Origin of the sequence: uncultured Acetobacterium sp. (assembly GCF_927416815.1) — a bacterium.
In the GTDB taxonomy this organism is placed as follows: Bacteria; Bacillota; Clostridia; order Eubacteriales; family Eubacteriaceae; genus Acetobacterium.
Genome location: NZ_CAKMJU010000068.1, coordinates 36,575 through 54,025 on the forward strand (window position 1 = coordinate 36,575; position 17,451 = coordinate 54,025).

Below are 17,451 nucleotides of genomic sequence, written 5' to 3' on the forward strand. Positions count from 1 at the left end.
AACAGCGCGACCTGCTTTTTTTAATTCTCGTCAATATCAAAGAACCCCAGCCCATCGAGGGCTTTTATCGATTTATGCATATAGGTCTCGTTGGTAATCGGCCAGCTGTGGCCAATCCGATACAATACTTCCGAACTAAACAAGTTAGTCGGATCAATCGGGTAGATGTTATTAACGGTATCGCTCGTCAGATAGACAATCAGCCCAGAAATTGCCGGCGCCACCTCGGGGTCAGCCATGCCAGCTTGCAAAGCCGCGTCAAAATCACGATCGCTGACGATTTCGATGTCAAAGCCGTAGGCGATCATTTCTTTTAGGACATCGGCCATGAACACCGTATGGTTATTGTAGGGATGAAAGACCGTCAACTCCGGGTTGGTTTCGGACAGTTTTAAAATAGCCTGGGCGGTCAGGTCAATCGGTGAAAACTCGACCGGCTGGCTTAAGCCACTAAGGGGAAATTTGCCGAGAATCTTATAACCCTTCAAGCCGCGCATAAAGCCATTATGGAGAAAGTTGATCTGGAATTCGCCATCGCTGTTACGACTCATCAGATTGCCCACCCGCATAATTTTAGCGACCAGGTCGCCCTTGGCGACGGCAGCCAAAACTGCCCGTTCGGCCAGAAACTTGGAATGAACATAGGCGTTCTCAAGGCTCTGGCCAAAGTAGAGCTCGTTTTCTTTAATCCGTTTATCGGCTGGTGGGCAGCCGTTTTTACCTTCACCGGCAATGCTGACGGTCGATACCTGGATCAGTTGCATGGCGGTTTTTTGGCACAAAGCAATCAGGTTTTCAACCCCCCGAACATTGATTTTTTCGAGGGTATCATCAGCCACAAAATGCTTGACGCAGGCGGCACAATTAATGACGGTGTCAGCCCCACTGCTTTCAAGCGCGGTCAGGCTGTCAGGCTTGGTGATATCACCCTCAACACAGAAAATCCGCTTGCCAAAAAGCTCCTCATAATCACGGTCAAAATAGTAGACCAGCATTGTTTTAATGCGCTGTTCCAGCGACCGCGCCTTGCCCTTGCGGATAAAGCAGGTCACCTTGCCCTCATAATGATCGATAAACTCCTTAAGGACATGGGTACCCAGAAAGCCGGTCGCGCCAGTTAAGATGATATCGCCCAGCGGGCTGGTGGCCAGGCTGGCCAAATTGCTAACATCGTTTTTGGCCAGCACCGAGGTCAGGCTCGGGTAGTCAAAGTTGACAATTAGATCGGTCGGGTCAATTGCTTTGGCCTGATCCTTTTCAATAAAGGCGGCCAGTTTCTGAACCGTTTTATACTCAAAGATATCCGCGTAGGCCAGCGGAATCTGCTGGCTCAGGCACTTCATGGCCACCTTGGTAGCCGAAATCGAGGTGCCGCCGATGGCAAAGAAATCATCCAGTACCGAGACGGTCTCAAGCCCCAGGGTGGCACTAAAAATTTCGACCAGCTGTTTTTCCAGCGCTGTTTCGGGAGCCAGATAGTCGGCAATTTTGATTCCGGTTTCGGGCTGGGGCAGGGCTTTTTTATCGACCTTGCCGCCGGGGGTCACTGGCATTGCCGCCAGATGGACATAAAAGCTGGGGATCATATACTCGGGCAGCTGCGACAAGAGCAGATGATGCCAGACCTTGGGGTCGATTTGGCCCTCGGGTCGGGTGTAGTAAGCGACAATATATTGATTACCGGCCTGCTCTAAAACAGTCACCGCGGTTTCTTTGATCCCGGGATGGGCGATCATGGCGCCTTCAATTTCACTCAGTTCAATCCGGTAGCCGCGTATTTTAACCTGTGAATCAATCCGACCAATGTACTCAATCAGGCCGTCACCGCGGCGGCGCACCATATCGCCGGTGCGGTAGAGCACTCGGTCTTCGGCACCGTTGGTAAAAGGATTATTGACAAAGGCGGCGGCGGTTTTGTCAGGCAGATTATGATAGCCCCGGCTAATCTGGCGGCCAGCATGGCAAAGCTCTCCCGGCATCCCCACCGGCACCTGATTCATTTGTTCATCAACGATATAGGAAAAGACATTGATCAGCGATTTGCCAATCGGGATATTGTGGTATTCGCGATCAACGTTAAAAATCGTCGAGACCACCGTGCTTTCGGTCGGGCCATAGGCATTGACGACGGTATAGGGACGGTCGTAGTAATGTTTTAGTTTTTCGCCGCCAACGATGAAATGGGTCAGGCTACCGCCGTCGGTCAGATTGTCGATGATGATCTCGCCCATCTGGGTCGGGATCAGGACCACGTTGATGGCCTCTCCTTTTAAAATTTCGCAGACTTGAATGGCATCCTTGCGGACGTCTTCGGAAAACAGGTAGAGGCAAGCACCATTAGCCAGGGTCGGGAAAATTCCCAGCACCGAGGCATCAAAACAAAAGCTGGAATACTGGGCACACTTGGTGTTTTCATTGAGCTTACGGGCCAGGCTTTCATTGTAAATTAAGTTACTCAGATTACTGTGGCTGATCATCACGCCCTTGGGTTTTCCGGTCGAGCCGGAGGTATAGATCATATAGGCCAGGTCTTCGCCCTTTGCTTTGTCGGCCGCCCAGCTTTTATCCGGCAGGGGAAAGCCGCTGGCGGTGACGGTGTCGAGGTTGATGGTCTGGTTGGTAAAAAACCGGCTTAGCTGTTGGTATTCATCGACATAAAGCAGAATATCAGCAGCCGAATCGGCCATCATGTATTGGAGCCGGTCTTCGGGATATTCGGGGTCTAGTGGCACATAGGCAGCGCCGGCCTTCATGGCGGCAATAACGCCGATGATAAACTCCCGGGTTCGGCCGGACAGGACTCCGACAAAGTCTTCTTTCTTAACTCCGGCGGCCAGCAGCTGGACGGCCAGGGCATCCGAGGCGGCATCGAGCTGGGCATAAGTGATGCTACCCTTACGATCCTGGACGGCGGGGTGATCGGGGTATTGGGCAGCGGCGGCAACAAACAGATCGATAAAGGTGCGGCCGTAGAAGCGGGGATCATCGACCATCTCGCGCTGCTCATCAAAGAGCAGTTTAATTTGATCCAAATCGTCGGTAACCAGAGCCTGTTGGGCGGCCAGGGCGAGATTCTCAAGCAGGGCGTTGATGGAGCTATCTTCATAAAGATTGCTCTCGAAGCTGGCGCGGAAATGGTAGCGGCCTTGATGGATTGACACTTCCACCAAAATCGCCGCGATGATCCCTTCGCTGATGACTTCCTGGGCTTGGGTCGGCAGACCGGCAAGGCTGTTAAACTCAAAATTATCACCCTGATAAACAAACATCACCTCGGCGCTGATACCAAAGGCGCGGCTGATTTCGGCAAAGGAATAGCTATCATGATCCATGCTATCGAGTAGCTGGTTTTTGGTGGCCGTAAAGAGCGCCGTTGCCGAAGTCTCAAGCCGACAGTAAACTGGCAAAGTTTTGACGTACATCCCGATCGAGCGGGCCGTCCGGGAATCACTGCGGCCGTTGTAGATGGTCGTAAAGACGCTGTGATCGCTATGGTTGTAGCGGCCTAAAAGATAGCCGAAGAGGCCGACAAAAAAGGCATTGGCGGTAATCTTATGGGCGTCGCAATAGTTGGTCACCGCGGCAACATCAAGACTAGCCGGCACCAGGTTTACTTGACCGAGGCTTTTGACGGCCTCGTTTTTGTCTGGTGCGAGTAAGAAGTTGGTCTCGCAGCCGTCCAAAAGCGCCCCGTAATAGGCCTTGGCGCGCTGATAATCGGCCCCGGCGCGGCTTTGCTGTTCGTCCCGGGCGGCTTCAAAACCACTGTAGCTTTCCGGGCTCAGCGCTTCGCCGGCATAGGCACGGTTAATATCTTCAATTAGAATCACTAGCGAGCTACCGTCACAGATGCTGTGATGGATATCGATAAAGAAATAGTTGCCGGTTATGGTTTGATATAGGGCAGCATTAAATAACCGGCCTTCAACCAGCTTAAAGGGAGTGATCAGTTTTTCGATCTCCAGATAGTCTTTAATCCGCAGCGTAAAGGGATCGTTATCGCGGCGCCGCTGCATAATTTCGCCGGCATCGTCCATATAGAAGCGGGTTTTAATATAGGGATGGGCAGCAATAGTCGCTTCGATCGCATGTTTAAGCCGCCCCAGATCGACATCCGGATGGAGCTTAAACAAAAAGGGAATATGGTAAAGCAGTTCGTTCGGTTTGGCCATCGATTCGACAAACAGCCCCATCTGGGTTTGGGTCAGCGGGTAGGCGTTCTTTTTGGTCGCGGCGGTGGCCGGGTCGGCGGCTGTGGCGGCGGTCAGGAAGGTTTCGAGCTGGGCGACGGTGTGATGGGCCTTTAGATCCCGGCTCTTGACGACCACCCCAAACAGCTGCGCCAACCGTACGTTCAGGGTGACAGTGCCAATCGAAGTCAGGCCGGCTTCATGGAGGTCGGTGTTGATACCGAACTGGTCATGACCGAGAATTTTAGCGACGCAGTCAAAGATTTGCTGCTGGGTCGGGTTTTGCGGCAGAGTCAAGTCAGTCTGTTGCTTTACCGGCTGGGGCAGGGCTTTCTTATTGACCTTCAGGTTCTGGTTCAGCGGGATCGCCTCCAGTTGCATGGTTACCGCCGGCACCATATAGGGGGGTTTTTCAGCCTCAATAAAGGCGTTGAGGGCGGCAATGTCGACCGGCGCTGCAGCCACCACATAGGCGACAATGTATTTAACGCCGCTGGGATCATCATAGGCGACGACGGTGGTGTCTTTAATGCCCGGGAACTGGCGGATCACCGCTTCAATTTCAGTCAGCTCGACCCGGAAACCGCGAATTTTGACCTGGGCATCGCGACGGCCGACAAATTCAATATTGCCATCGGGCAGATAGCGGACAATATCACCAGAATAATAGATTCGGTCGTAAGGCTCCGAATCATCAAAGGGGTTGGCACCAAAGACAGCGTCGGTAGCTTCTGGGCGATTTAAATAACCCCTGGCCACGTGCATCCCGGCAATACACAGCTCGCCGGGGACACCAATCGGCAGCTGCCGCTTATAGCGGTCGAGGATATAGAGCTTGACATTGTCCAAAGCCTTACCGATGGGGATATTATCATAGTCGCGATCGACTAAAAAAATAGTGACATTGATACTGGTTTCAGTGGGACCATAAATGTTATGAAAATGGTAGCGGGGCGGGTGAATCGTCGCCAGCTTTTCACCCCCGACAGACAAGTGTTTGAGAGAATTATTGCTGATCGTATCAGCAAACTGACGACCCACCTGAGTGGTCATAAAAGCGTGACTGATGCCATGGGCTTCAAAATAGTCATTAAGACGCAACAAATCAAGGCGGATCTCATCGGCGATGATATGCAGGGTTCCGCCGACGGTCAGCACCGGATAGGTGTCCATCATATTGGCATCAAAACCAAAACTGGCGTAGGCCGCCACCCGGGCGCTCTCATCCAGCTCATAGTAGCGGTTGTACCAGTGGCAGAAACAGACCAGGTTGCGGTGTTCGAGCATCACCCCCTTGGGTACTCCGGTCGAGCCGGAGGTGTAGAGCATGATCATCAGATCTTCAGGGCGCGGGTCTTCAAGCCCTAACTCAGAATCCGGCAGGCTATTGATTTCCTGGGTCAGGATCACCTGACCGCGATAATCAGGCACCAGCACCAGCATCGCCTGATCAGCAATCAGCAGTCGGGCGCTGGTATCCTTGATCATAAAGCCCAGGCGGTCGATCGGATAGGATGGATCGAGCGGTTGATAGGCGGCTCCGGCTTTAAGCACGGCAATCGCGGCAATCGTCATAAACTCGCTTTTGGCGACCAGAATCGGGACAATATCCTCCCGGCCGATGCCAAAGCTCTTAATGTGCTTGGCCAGCCGGTCGGTGACGGTATCGAGTTGCCCATAGGTCAATCGGATATCCTGATAGACCAGCGTGACCTGATCTGGTGTTTTCTTTGCTTGTTTGCGCAGCATCGAAACCATTGTCAGGCTGGTGTCGTAAGCAACAGCGGTACGATTGAAGGCGTCACAGCGCAGTTGGTCGGCAGCTGAAATCAGGCTTATCTCAGATAACTTGCTTTGACTTAGAAAACCGCGGATGGTATTTTCAAAAAGATCAGCAAAGCTGCGGATGGTAGCTTCCTGATATAAGTCACCACGGTAGTGCAGGCGCATTTCATAGCTGTCGCCTTTGGCTGAAATAACGACCGCCAGATGGGCATGACCCAGATCCGGCGGTGCTGCTGAGGGCGCTTCAAAAACAAAGCGCAGATCGGCTTTGAGATCGAGCTCCGCAGCCAGTTTTTCAAAGGAGCAGGCAGTCTGGCGGATGGTTTCCTGATAAATGGTCTGAACACCATCGAGATATTCAAAAACGCGCTGGTCTTCATTGATTTTAAGATATAGTGGCAGCATTCTGTCGCGGTTATCAACCGGTGAAATGCAAAAAAGACTTTCATCCTGGCCGCTAAACTTAGCCAGGCTATAAGAAAATGCCGCTAAAAAAAACACCTTGGCGCTTACCTTACTAGTAGCAAGCAAAGCGGTTAAGGCAGTGGGGGTAAAGATTCGCGAAAAATCGCTGCTAATCGACTGATTGGGAGCGGCCTGCTGACTGATCTTTTGGGGAAAATCATAAATCGGGTTTGAATCGGTTTCCAGGCCGGCCAAAATGCCGGAAAAGTATGAAAGGCTTTGGCTGATCGTAGCATCGGCTTGGTTGTTGTTGAAATTTTTCATGTGTCATTGATCCTTCCAGAGTGAATAATTTTGAGTTAGGGGATGATCATCGGGCTCATTTCTTAAGAAAATCTGGCTTAATGAGACAAAGGATCTTTAATGGTTACATTAATTCTAACGAGTGAAGCCACTAAAGTAAAGAAAATAACGCATAATTGGATCGATTAAAAAAATAAATGCTGTTAAACTAATTTCGATTTACAATTAAATTCGATTTAAAACTAATTTCAATTTAATGCGAAAATGGCTAAGCTGTTTGACTCGATAGCCGATAAAACTAAGTATGGAGAAGAATAGAACATTAAGATTTTTATGATATTTTTTATGATATAATACTTCGAATTATCAAAAAACAGCTAAGTGAGGGGAAGGTCATATAAACCATGTTAAGTAATGATGCTAGAGCGATGATTAACTATGTTAATGCAATTTTAAATAATAAAGTACAAGACCATGACATCCCTGAGATCGCTGAGGGTGATGCTGACTTTTTAGAACTGAAAGAGAGCCTGCGAAGTATCAAACTGTGGGAAAAGATGACCAGAGACAGTGAAGCGCGTCATCGTCTGATGACTGAAAATGCCAGCGACATTATTGCAACGGTGGATTTGTCCGGTAATTTTACCTATATCAGTCCATCGGTTGAAAAAATGACTGGCTATACGCCGGATGAAGTTAAAAACCATTATCGTGAAATCGGCTATTTTCTGCCGGGGGTACAAAAAGAGATGGATCGTCAGAGGATGCGGATTAAAGCCATGGTTGAAAAGGGTCAGCGCTTTGATCATCTCAATTTTGAGCAACGCCAGGTTCGTAAGGATGGTGTAAGTATTTATACCGATACCGTCTTATCGGGCATTTATGATGAACACAATAACTTTCGGGAACTGCTGGCGATTAGCCGCGATATTACCGATAAAGTGAAAATTCGCAAAAAAATCATTGAACTTGCAGAAACCGATAAACTGACCAACCTCTATAATCGGGTCAAACTCGATGATACGCTCGAGCATGAATTGTCTCGTGCTAAAACAAGAGCCGCAACCTTTGCCTTGATCATGATCGATATTGACGACTTTAAACAGATCAATGATTGTTTTGGACATTTGGCTGGCGATCTGGTATTGTTTGAACTGGCCAAGCTTTTTAAAGCGATGATCCGGTCTGCTGATCTGATCGGCCGTTGGGGTGGCGAGGAATTTATGATCATTCTCCGGGATACCGATGCTTCGGGGGCAATGAAACTGGCTGAAAAAATCAGAAAAGGGGTCTGTCAGAAACAATTTCTCGAACACCAGCACATCACCATCAGTTTAGGGGTCACTGTTTTTAGTGATGATGCGACGGTCTACAGCATCATATATCGCGCCGACCAGGCCTTATACCAGGCCAAGAAAAATGGCAAAAACCAGGTTTGTCTGATCTGAAATTTTTTTGATTTGCGACTGAAAAGCAAATATCAAATTTCGAACTGAAAACGGTTGAAATAGAGTTGTTTTAATAGTATACTAGGGAGTAGAAGTATCCGTTTAACTAAATCACAATAAAACAACGATATCGATAAACTTTGGAGGAGAAGAGATGTTAAAAAATTATATGGAGGATGCGGTTGATTCATTTTTACCGCATATGCTCGAACAGTATCCGGATCTATGCCGCTGCGAAATGTGCATCGAAGATATTAAGGCCATTGCGCTCAATAAGCTAAAACCAGCTTACTTTGTAACCCATGAAGGGCTGCTGTTTTCAAAAATTGATGAAATGACGACTCAGCATAAGGCCGATCTGACTAGTGAACTGACCCGAGCCATTGATATTGTCTCGAAAAACCCTCGTCATGCTAAAGAATAAGAAAAAGCTTTTTCATTAAATAAGTCCGCAATCCAAACTTTCGGTTTGGCTTGCGGACTTATTTTTACCTGTAATTGGGGATTGTACGGATGAATTGCTGATGATTCTTATCGTGAATCTTATAATTCAAAGGCTTCGGCAGTGGCGGTGACCGCGATATCCTTATCAACTGAGGGAATGATACAACTGATGCGGATTTCTGAGGTGGTAATCATCAGCATCTGAATGTTGTTGTCGGCTAATAGCTGAAAAAATTTGGCTGCGACCCCGGACTGGCTGCGCATACCAATGCCGACAACCGACAGTTTTGAAATATTTTCATCAATGATGACCCCGATCCCGGGATGTTTTTCATGAAAAGTAGTCAGAATCTTTTTCGCATCATGAAGATCGGCAGCTGGTGCGGTAAATGAAATATTTATCAGACCATCAATCGGAGCACTCTGGCTGATCATGTCGATGTTAATACTTTTGGTGGCAAATTGACTAAAAAATTGCGAGGTGATATTCGTGTCAAAGGGAATATCACGAATGGTAATCATGATTTCATCATTGTCAATCGCCACGCCGGTGATGGATTGTCCTTCCATGCTTTTTTCTCCTTTTTTTATGATCGTTCCCGGAAGCTCAAATTCGCTGGATGCTACCCAGATGGGGGTCTCATATTTACTGGCCAGCTCAATTGCCCGGGGATGCATGACGCCGGCGCCGAGGCTAGCCATTTCTAACATTTCTTCATAAGAGACGGCGTCAAGCTTCTTGGCTTTGGAATAAAGTCGGGGATCAACCCCGTAAATGCCTTCAACATCGGTGTAGATTTCGCAGGGGGCATCGAGAACACAGGCCAACGCAACAGCACTGGTGTCAGAGCCGCCGCGACCCAGGGTGGTGACGTCATCATTTTCGTTGACGCCCTGAAAGCCAGCTATGATGATAATTTTTTCGGCGTTTAATGATTCCAAAATTTTAGTGGTATCAATGCCGGCAATCCGCGATTTGGTATGACGGCCACTGGTGCGGATACCGACCTGGGGGCCGGTAAAAGAAATGGCATCGTAGCCGAGTGATTGCAGCGCCATCGACAGCAGCGAAATGGAAATCTGCTCGCCGGTTGATAGCAGCCGATCGAGTTCCCGTTTGGATGGGGCGGGATTGATGGCATAGGCCAGCTTGACTAGCTCATCAGTGGTTTTGCCCATCGCCGAAACGACCACGACAATCTGGTGACCGCTATTTTTCTTGGCGATGATGCGCTTGGCAACATTTAAAATCCGTTCGGTGGAACCAACCGAGGTGCCACCGTATTTCTGAACAACTATGTGCATGGGATTAACCTCTAAATCAGTAGCAGTTATGATTAATCGACTGTTATATGATCCTTTCTTATCTGGAATGATGGGGGGGTTAGTCGTTGACGACCATGGCCATGTCGTAGAGGCCGGGCGCCTTTCCGACCAGGTATTGGGCGGCTTTGACGGCGCCTTCGGCGAAGACTTTTTTGGAAAGCGCCATGTGGTTGACCTCGATGATCTCGTCGTTGCCGGCGAAGATTACCGAATGTTCGCCGGGGATGGTGCCGCCGCGGATGGCGTGGATGCCGAGTTCGTTTTCGGTGCGTTTGGCATCGCGGCCATAGCGGCCAAAGCAATAGTCTTTTTTGCTTTCAAGGCCTGCGTTGATGGCGTCGGCTAAGAGTAAGGCGGTGCCGCTGGGGGCGTCAATTTTTTTGTTGTGGTGCTTTTCAATGATTTCAATGTCAAAGCCGCTTTCGAGCTTGGCGACCATTTCAGTGAGCATCTTGGCAATCAGATTGATCCCCAAAGACAGGTTGGCGGTTTTAAAAACCGGAAATTCTTGCGAGCCGGCTTTAATGGCGGCCAGATCATCGGCAGACAGGCCGGTGGTGGCGATCACAATTGGGATTTTGTTGCTTTTAGCAAAGCCGAAAATCGCCGGGAAGGCGGCAAAGTGCGAAAAATCGATGATCACATCGACCGCTTCGGTGCAAGCTGCCAGATCGGTGTAAACCGGAAAGGGCAGGCTGGTATTGGTCTGTTGATCAAAGCCGGCGACCACCTGGGTGTCGGGATTGGCGGCGATAATCTGCTGCAGGGTGCCGCCCATCGCTCCGGAGACGCCGCTGAGTAAAATATTAATCATGGCAGCCTCCTATAATAAGCCGTAGGTTTTTAAATCGGCAATCAGTTTTGCTTTGTTTGATTCTTCCATTTCGATTAGCGGCAGTCGCATTTCGCCAGAATCTAGCCCCATCAGAGCCATCGCCGTTTTTATCGGAATCGGGTTGGTTTCATAAAACATCGCCCGGTTAACCAGGTTGGTGCTAAATTGCAGCTCGCGGGCTCTTTTTAGATCGCCGGCCATAAAGCTGGCCACCAGCTCGTGCATCTCGGCAGGAATAATATTGGCCGAGACTGAGATCACGCCCTTGCCGCCAACGGACAGGATCGGCAGCAAATGGTCGTCGTTGCCGCTGTAAATATCAATATCATCGCCGCAGACTCGGGCGATTTCGGTAACCTGGCTGATATCGCCACTGGCTTCTTTAACGGCCGCGACATTGGCGATTTTGCTCAGTTCTTTAATGGTTGAGACCTCAATGTTCAGGCCGGTACGGCTGGGCACATTGTAAATAATTACCGGAATGGTAATGGCATTGGCAATCGCCGAAATATGGGCGATGATTCCGCGTTGGGTCGACTTGTTGTAATAGGGGTTAATGATCAGGGCGGCATCGGCGCCAGCCTGCTCGGCTTCTTTAGACAGCATAATTGAGTAGGCGGTATCATTACTACCGGTTCCGGCCACAAAGGGTACCCGACCGTTAATGTACTTGCCGGCATCGCGCAGCAGTTCTAAATGCTCATCATCGGTCAGGGTTGAGGTTTCACCGGTAGTGCCGGCAATTAGAATGGCATCGGTTTTTTGTTCAATCTGCCAGTCAATCAGTTTGTGAAAACGTTCAAAATCAACTTTCCCATCTTTAAACGGGGTAACCAGTGCGACACAACTTCCTGTAAAAATACTCATTTTCAATCTCCTTTGATTTTGGTTTTTTGGTTTGTTTGAGATACCGTGCCGATCAATTGTTAATCTGTTGTTCGCTGCGCCATGCGAAATTCGCTACGCTCCTTTCGCATTGGTCGCGGGCAGTCGCCAACTATAAGCAAGCTTATGATTGGCTCGTTGCCTTCGCGAAAATCGGACAGGTTACGCCGTGTCCGCTCCGATGCGTAGGGACTGACCCCTAGGTCACAACATGATGTAACAATTGTCAGTACTGGGTTAGTGCTTTCAATAATTTTCATTAAAGTCATTGATACTTAATTTAGTGGCCTAAATCAAGCCGCGGTTAATCAGCTCGAAGGCAATCTGGACGGCATTAGAGGCGGCGCCTTTGCGGATGTTGTCGGCAACGACCCAGAGGTTTAGGCCATTTTCGATGCTGTAATCGCGGCGCAGCCGGCCGACATAAACGGCGTCAGTGTTTTCAGCTGTCCGCGCCAGCGGGTAGACATTGTTTCCGGGATCATCCTGGAGAACAATCCCCAGGGCGGTGCTATAAAGCTGGCGGATGGCCGAAAGCTCAAAGGGCTTTTTCAGCTCAACATTGACACTTTCGCTGTGGCTGTAGTAAACCGGCACCCGGACGGTGGTGGCGGTGATCCGCAGGCTGTCGTCATGGAGAATCTTCTGGGTTTCGTTGATCATCTTCATTTCTTCTTTGGTATAGCCATTGTCCAGAAATACATCAATGTGAGGTAAAACATTATAGGCAATCGGGTGGGGGTAAAAGGAATTGGCCTCGCCCTTGATCCCTCTTTCGAGATCAGCATAACCGTTAACGCCGGAGCCGGAAACGGCCTGGTAGGTTGAATAGACAATCCGCTCAATTCCGAAAGCATCATACAGCGGTTTTAAAGCGACAACCGCCTGGATGGTCGAGCAGTTGGGGTTGGCAATGATATTTTTATGCCAGTCCAGATCTTCCGGGTTCACTTCAGGAACAACCAGGGGAACCAAGGGATCCATCCGGAAGGCGCTGCTGTTATCAATCACAATCACGCCTTTAGCGGCAGCCACCGGGGAGAACCGCTCACTGGTGTCACCACCGGCCGAGAATAGGGCGATATCAATGTCCTGATCAAAGGCTTCGTCACAAAGCTCTTCAACCAGATAACTTTTATCGTTGAAAATAATTTCTTTACCGACAGACCGTTTGGAAGCCATCGGGTAAAGGTTTTTTACGGGAAATTTAAGTTCAGCCAGCACCTGGAGCATTTTTTGTCCAACCATCCCAGTGGCACCAACAACTGCAACGTTATAAGATTTCATAAGACCTCCTAAAATTTGATATGAAAAAAGCCAGTAACGGGTACCGGCTAAAATTCAAAGAAACACGCAAATGTGTTTTCTGTGGGTTTTAGATAGCACTCCATCATAAAAATGATGACAGTCTTACTGCTCTTAACAGTAAGCCCAGGAACATGGGGGCAATTCATGATCCTTCGGCGAGCTTTCCTTTCACAACGCGTCATCCCATATGCCATGGTCTTCGCCGCTAATCTTAAAGTCCGCACCTCTATCGAAGTATTTGATTCTCTCCATTGTAACAATTATATCCCGTGATTTCAAGGGGCGATTCATAAAAAGCGTAATAAAATTAAAAATTAAAAAAAAGCAACGTATTTTTTAAAATACATTGCTAAATGCTGACTTAATTATTTTGTCATATCAACTGCGTCTAAGGCGTCATTGATTGACTTAATCAGTACGTCTACATCAATACCGTGTGCCAATGCGCCGTCTTCAATTGTTTCAAAACGTGCCGCCATACAACCAAAACAGTGCATCCCATAAGCCTGGAATACGTTGACAGAATCCGGATATGCGTTAACAGCATCCAGGATGCCCATATCTTTAGTAACTTTCATTTTTTTCACCTCCGCAAAGTGTTAATCTCATTTTACATATCATACATTATAAAACTTAAAAAAAGATTTTACAAGCGAAAAGAAATAAAAGTGCGACCCTTGCTAAAATGACGGGGTGAGGTTATAATAGTAGCATAGGGGAATTTTATAGTAAAGGGGTGGATTATAGTGATAGTTGAAAAAGTATTTGTAACGAACAAAGCCGGGCTTCATGCAAAACCAGCATCTCTTTTTGTGCAAAAAGCCAATGATTTTAAAAGCGAAATCTATATTAAAAAAGAAACAACCCGGGTTAATGCCAAAAGCATTATGGGTGTGATGATTTTAGCCGTTCAAAAAGGCGATGAAATACAAATCGAAGCAACTGGTGAAGACGAAAAAAAAGCGGTTGAACAATTAAAACAACTGATTGAAGATCGTTTTAATTTTGTCGATGAAGTTTAAGTTTAAGATAATGACATTCATAAAAACGAAAATTCAGAAAACAAGACCCGCATAAAGTATGAATGCAAATTCATGCTTTTCTTTTTTCGGGGTTTTGCCTGAGTAAAATTTATTTGGCACTTGTGAAATTAGCAGCGATGCGCAAACATTTTTACAATGGCCTGATGACGATCAATCATTGGAGAACAGCATGCGAAAAATTTTAATAGCCATTTCTTTTTTTACCCGGATACCGATCAAACTCAAAGATGTCAGTGCCGAGGAGTTTTATGACGCGATGATTTTAATCCCCCTGGTGGGGGTTTTTATTGGCCTAATCCTATTTGGAGCGGCCAACTTATTTTCCTTGATCCACTTTATTCAGCTCCAGGCGCTGCTTTTGGTAATCGCCTATATCTGGCTCACCGGTGGCCTCCACCTGGACGGCTTTGCCGATACCACCGACGCCCTCTTCTCGGCTAGAGACCGCGAGAAGATGATGGAAATCATGAAAGACAGCCGCCTGGGAGCCTTTGGCGCGATCGGGCTGATCTTACTGATTATGACCAATTGGATGGCCTATACCATTATTTTGCCCGAACATGCCACCGCGATTCTGATCATGCCGGTCTTTGGTCGGGTGGCCGCGATAATGTCGACCTGTTTTTCGACCTACGCCCCTGGCGGCGGTGGTTTGGGTAAACGCTTTGTCGAAATGACCGGGCTGCACCATTTTGTGATTTATCTGGTCTTAATTCTGGCTTATGCAACGCTGATTTTGGGCTTGCCGGGTTTACTGACGGTACTAATCTGTTTATTACCAGCGCTGCTGCTGATGAAAAATCTCCAGGCTAAGATCGGCGGGATGACCGGCGACACCATTGGTATGACGATTGAGCTCAACCAGACCTTTTTTCTGGTCGTCTACAGTGTCATGCTGATTAACTTTCCGCTCGAGCTTAAGCTTTTTTAGGAAATAAATAATCATGTCAGGCTTTTATTCAGCGTGATTTAGCAGTCAAAAGACACGCTGGTAAAAACACAGCTGCTTTACTTATGCGAAATCATTTTATAATTATGATCATATCATGTGAAAAATTATTAAGAAAGGGTATGAATGAAGAAATCAAGCAAGGATCACCGGCAAAAAACCTGTTTCGTGAAACCCCGCCAAGAAAACACGGATTTTCTGCCGATGTCAAAAAATGAGATGACCGCCCAGGGTATTGACCAGTGTGATTTTATTCTCGTTACTGGTGATGCCTACGTCGATCATCCCTCTTTTGGGGCGGCCATTATCGGCCGGCTACTCCAATCCAAAGGCTTTTCAGTGGGCATCATCGCCCAGCCTAATTGGCAGGAAAACGCTGATTTTAAAAAGCTGGGCGTCCCGCGACTGGGTTTTTTAGTGACCGCCGGCAACCTCGATTCAATGGTCAACCATTTTACAGTCAATAAAAAACGCCGTCACGAGGATGTCTACGCCCCTGGGGGCAAGGCTGGTTTGCGACCAGACCGGGCGACGATCGTTTATTGTGGGAAAATAAGAGAATGCTTTGGCGATATCCCGCTGATCATCGGTGGGATCGAAGCCAGTTTGCGACGCTTTGCCCATTATGATTACTGGCAGGAAAAGGTCAGACGGCCAATTCTGTTTGATTCCCGGGCGGACCTACTGGTTTATGGGATGGGCGAACTGGCGATGCTTGAAATTGCCCAAGGCCTGGACGCCGGGATTCCGGTCGATCAGCTGACCCATATTAAAGGAACCGCGGTGATTGGTAAGGAAGTTGATGAGCTGGATGGGGTTCTTTTGCCAGCCACTGAAGTCGTGATGGCCGATTCCTTGGCTTACGCCAAGGCGACGGCGCTGATTTATCAGAGTAACAATGCCCATGACCCCAAAACTTATTATCAGCCGACCGGCAATCGCACCCTGTGTCAGAATCCGCCGCAGCTGCCCTTAAGCCAGCAAGCCTTTGATGCCCTTTATGACCTGCCTTTTACCTATCAGTGGCATCCCGCCTATGACGCGGTTGGGGGGGTACCGGGGCTGACTGAAGTCAAGTTTAGCATTACCGCTAACCGGGGCTGTTATGGCAATTGCACTTTTTGTGCCCTGGCCATTCATCAGGGCAAATACGTACAAATGCGTAGCCGTGATTCGATTGTCCGGGAAGCCGTCCGGATGACTAAAGATCCTGATTTTAAAGGCTATATCCATGATATCGGCGGACCGACAGCCAATTTTTCACATCTGGCCTGCAAAAAGCAAGAAAGCCGAGGCTATTGCAGCAATCGCGAATGTCTGGCACCAGAGCCCTGTCAAAACATTGACTCCAGCCACAAACCCTATTTAGAAACGCTTCGGGCGGTTCGCAAATTGCCGGGAATTAAGAAGGTTTTTATCCGCTCAGGAATCCGCTATGATTATCTGGTGCTGGATAAGGATAAGGCCTTTTTCCGGGAACTGGTCGACCACCATATCAGCGGACAGCTACGGGTCGCTCCCGAACATGTTTCGGATACGGTGTTGGCTTACATGGGTAAACCAGCCTTTAAGGTTTATGAAAATTTTGCCCGACATTTTAAACAGATTGATGGGCAGCTTGGCAAAAACCAGTTTGTCTTACCCTATTTTATTACCGGACATCCCGGTTGTAGTCTTCAAGATGCCGTCAAACTGGCCGAGTATATCCGCGATATCGGCTTTTTCCCGGAACAGGTGCAGGATTTTTATCCAACCCCCGGTTCAGTGGCCACCGCCATGTATTACACCGGGATCAATCCGCTGACGATGGAAGCCGTCTATGTACCACGGGGACGCGAAAAAAACATGCAACGGGCGCTGGTTCACTATCAAAAGCGCGAGAATTATCTACTGGTTCATGAGGCACTAACCAAAGCCTATCGCGAGGATCTCATCGGTTCCGGGAAAAAGGCATTGATACCGGAGAAGGTAAAGAGTTCAGACCGTCAGAGATCCACCGAAAAAAAATCGCGTTCATCCCAGTCATCCCCATCAAAACAGTCAAAAATAAATCAAAAAGATAAAAGTAGAGGTAGAAATGGAAAAAAAGTTAACTGAATCCATTGAGGATTATATCGAAACCATTTATCTAGAGAGTGAAAAGCACGGTAAGGGCGTGCGGATTACCGACATCGCCTTAGAATTAAGTGTCAGCAAGGCCAGTGCCAATGACGCTGTCCGCAAACTCAAAGAGTTGGGTTATGTGGAGCATGAACGCTATGGACAGATTTACCTGACCGAAACCGGAAAAAACCGGGCGGTCAAGGTCTATGAAAAACACCGGCTAATTACCGAGTATCTGGTAAAAGCCCTGGATGTGTCTTTGCCTGTTGCCGAAAAAGATGCCTGTAGCATTGAGCATGTCATCTCAGAAGAAACCTTTGAAAAAATGAAAAACTATCTCAATCAGTAAAAAATAAGATTGCGGCAAAGAGCCGTACCGATCAATTGTTAATCTCTTGTTCGCTGCGGGATCGGACAGGCATAGGCC

12 protein-coding genes and 1 riboswitch are annotated in these 17,451 nt (G+C 48.2%); of the genes, 6 read left to right on the forward strand and 6 right to left on the reverse strand.

Going from position 1 to position 17,451, the window contains the following annotated elements:
* Window positions 1-20 precede the first annotated feature (20 nt).
* The gene (locus QZ998_RS10570) at window positions 21-6,704 is read right to left on the reverse strand and encodes a non-ribosomal peptide synthetase (RefSeq protein WP_296560417.1); all 6,684 of its coding nucleotides are present in this window, start codon (window positions 6,702-6,704) and stop codon (window positions 21-23) included.
* Between the two features lie 383 nt (window positions 6,705-7,087).
* Here QZ998_RS10570 and QZ998_RS10575 point away from each other — a divergent pair, with 383 nt between their 5' ends.
* On the forward strand, window positions 7,088-8,131 hold the full coding sequence (locus QZ998_RS10575; RefSeq protein WP_296560418.1) for a sensor domain-containing diguanylate cyclase: 1,044 nt from the start codon (window positions 7,088-7,090) through the stop codon (window positions 8,129-8,131).
* 154 nt (window positions 8,132-8,285) lie between these two features.
* The gene (locus QZ998_RS10580) at window positions 8,286-8,555 is read left to right on the forward strand and encodes a late competence development ComFB family protein (protein WP_296560420.1); all 270 of its coding nucleotides are present in this window, start codon (window positions 8,286-8,288) and stop codon (window positions 8,553-8,555) included.
* Between the two features lie 119 nt (window positions 8,556-8,674).
* On the opposite strand, the gene QZ998_RS10585 is transcribed toward QZ998_RS10580, so the two are convergent.
* The 5 genes from QZ998_RS10585 to QZ998_RS10605 form a co-directional block, all read right to left on the reverse strand.
* A complete protein-coding gene (locus tag QZ998_RS10585) occupies window positions 8,675-9,880 on the reverse strand; it encodes an aspartate kinase (protein WP_296560421.1) in 1,206 nt (401 codons plus the stop codon).
* Window positions 9,881-9,959: 79 nt separating this feature from the next.
* Complete coding sequence (dapB, locus tag QZ998_RS10590; RefSeq protein WP_296560423.1) at window positions 9,960-10,715, reverse strand: 4-hydroxy-tetrahydrodipicolinate reductase; 756 nt, start codon at window positions 10,713-10,715, stop codon at window positions 9,960-9,962.
* A 9-nt stretch (window positions 10,716-10,724) separates the two neighbouring features.
* Window positions 10,725-11,603, reverse strand: a complete 879-nt coding sequence (gene dapA, locus QZ998_RS10595; protein WP_296560425.1) for a 4-hydroxy-tetrahydrodipicolinate synthase — start codon at window positions 11,601-11,603, stop codon at window positions 10,725-10,727.
* 306 nt (window positions 11,604-11,909) lie between these two features.
* Window positions 11,910-12,908 carry an aspartate-semialdehyde dehydrogenase gene (locus QZ998_RS10600; protein ID WP_296560428.1) on the reverse strand — a complete coding sequence of 333 codons (999 nt, stop codon included), beginning with the start codon at window positions 12,906-12,908 and terminating at the stop codon, window positions 11,910-11,912.
* Between the two features lie 85 nt (window positions 12,909-12,993).
* A riboswitch (Lysine riboswitch) is annotated at window positions 12,994-13,166 on the reverse strand.
* Between the two features lie 128 nt (window positions 13,167-13,294).
* Complete coding sequence (locus QZ998_RS10605; RefSeq protein ID WP_296560461.1) at window positions 13,295-13,489, reverse strand: DUF1858 domain-containing protein; 195 nt, start codon at window positions 13,487-13,489, stop codon at window positions 13,295-13,297.
* A gap of 186 nt (window positions 13,490-13,675) precedes the next feature.
* Here QZ998_RS10605 and QZ998_RS10610 point away from each other — a divergent pair, with 186 nt between their 5' ends.
* The 4 genes from QZ998_RS10610 (at window position 13,676) to QZ998_RS10625 (ending at window position 17,373) form a co-directional block, all read left to right on the forward strand.
* Window positions 13,676-13,951 carry an HPr family phosphocarrier protein gene (locus QZ998_RS10610; protein ID WP_296560434.1) on the forward strand — a complete coding sequence of 92 codons (276 nt, stop codon included), beginning with the start codon at window positions 13,676-13,678 and terminating at the stop codon, window positions 13,949-13,951.
* 190 nt (window positions 13,952-14,141) lie between these two features.
* Window positions 14,142-14,903, forward strand: a complete 762-nt coding sequence (cobS, locus tag QZ998_RS10615) for an adenosylcobinamide-GDP ribazoletransferase (protein WP_296560436.1) — start codon at window positions 14,142-14,144, stop codon at window positions 14,901-14,903.
* Between the two features lie 144 nt (window positions 14,904-15,047).
* Window positions 15,048-17,018: a YgiQ family radical SAM protein gene (locus tag QZ998_RS10620; RefSeq protein WP_296560438.1), complete on the forward strand. Its 1,971-nt coding sequence runs from the start codon at window positions 15,048-15,050 to the stop codon at window positions 17,016-17,018.
* Window positions 16,999-17,373 carry a metal-dependent transcriptional regulator gene (locus tag QZ998_RS10625; RefSeq protein ID WP_296560440.1) on the forward strand — a complete coding sequence of 125 codons (375 nt, stop codon included), beginning with the start codon at window positions 16,999-17,001 and terminating at the stop codon, window positions 17,371-17,373. The genes QZ998_RS10620 and QZ998_RS10625 overlap by 20 nt, the downstream gene beginning before the upstream one ends.
* Window positions 17,374-17,451 lie beyond the last annotated feature (78 nt).

Coding starts and splice junctions, on each gene's coding strand:
- QZ998_RS10570 (WP_296560417.1), bottom strand. CDS start 6,704: ATGAAAAATTTCAACAACAACCAAGCCGATGCTACGATCAGCCAAAGC.
- QZ998_RS10575 (WP_296560418.1), top strand. CDS start 7,088: ATGTTAAGTAATGATGCTAGAGCGATGATTAACTATGTTAATGCAATT.
- QZ998_RS10580 (WP_296560420.1), top strand. CDS start 8,286: ATGTTAAAAAATTATATGGAGGATGCGGTTGATTCATTTTTACCGCAT.
- QZ998_RS10585 (WP_296560421.1), bottom strand. CDS start 9,880: ATGCACATAGTTGTTCAGAAATACGGTGGCACCTCGGTTGGTTCCACC.
- dapB (WP_296560423.1), bottom strand. CDS start 10,715: ATGATTAATATTTTACTCAGCGGCGTCTCCGGAGCGATGGGCGGCACC.
- dapA (WP_296560425.1), bottom strand. CDS start 11,603: ATGAGTATTTTTACAGGAAGTTGTGTCGCACTGGTTACCCCGTTTAAA.
- QZ998_RS10600 (WP_296560428.1), bottom strand. CDS start 12,908: ATGAAATCTTATAACGTTGCAGTTGTTGGTGCCACTGGGATGGTTGGA.
- QZ998_RS10605 (WP_296560461.1), bottom strand. CDS start 13,489: ATGGGCATCCTGGATGCTGTTAACGCATATCCGGATTCTGTCAACGTA.
- cobS (WP_296560436.1), top strand. CDS start 14,142: ATGCGAAAAATTTTAATAGCCATTTCTTTTTTTACCCGGATACCGATC.
- QZ998_RS10620 (WP_296560438.1), top strand. CDS start 15,048: ATGAAGAAATCAAGCAAGGATCACCGGCAAAAAACCTGTTTCGTGAAA.
- QZ998_RS10625 (WP_296560440.1), top strand. CDS start 16,999: ATGGAAAAAAAGTTAACTGAATCCATTGAGGATTATATCGAAACCATT.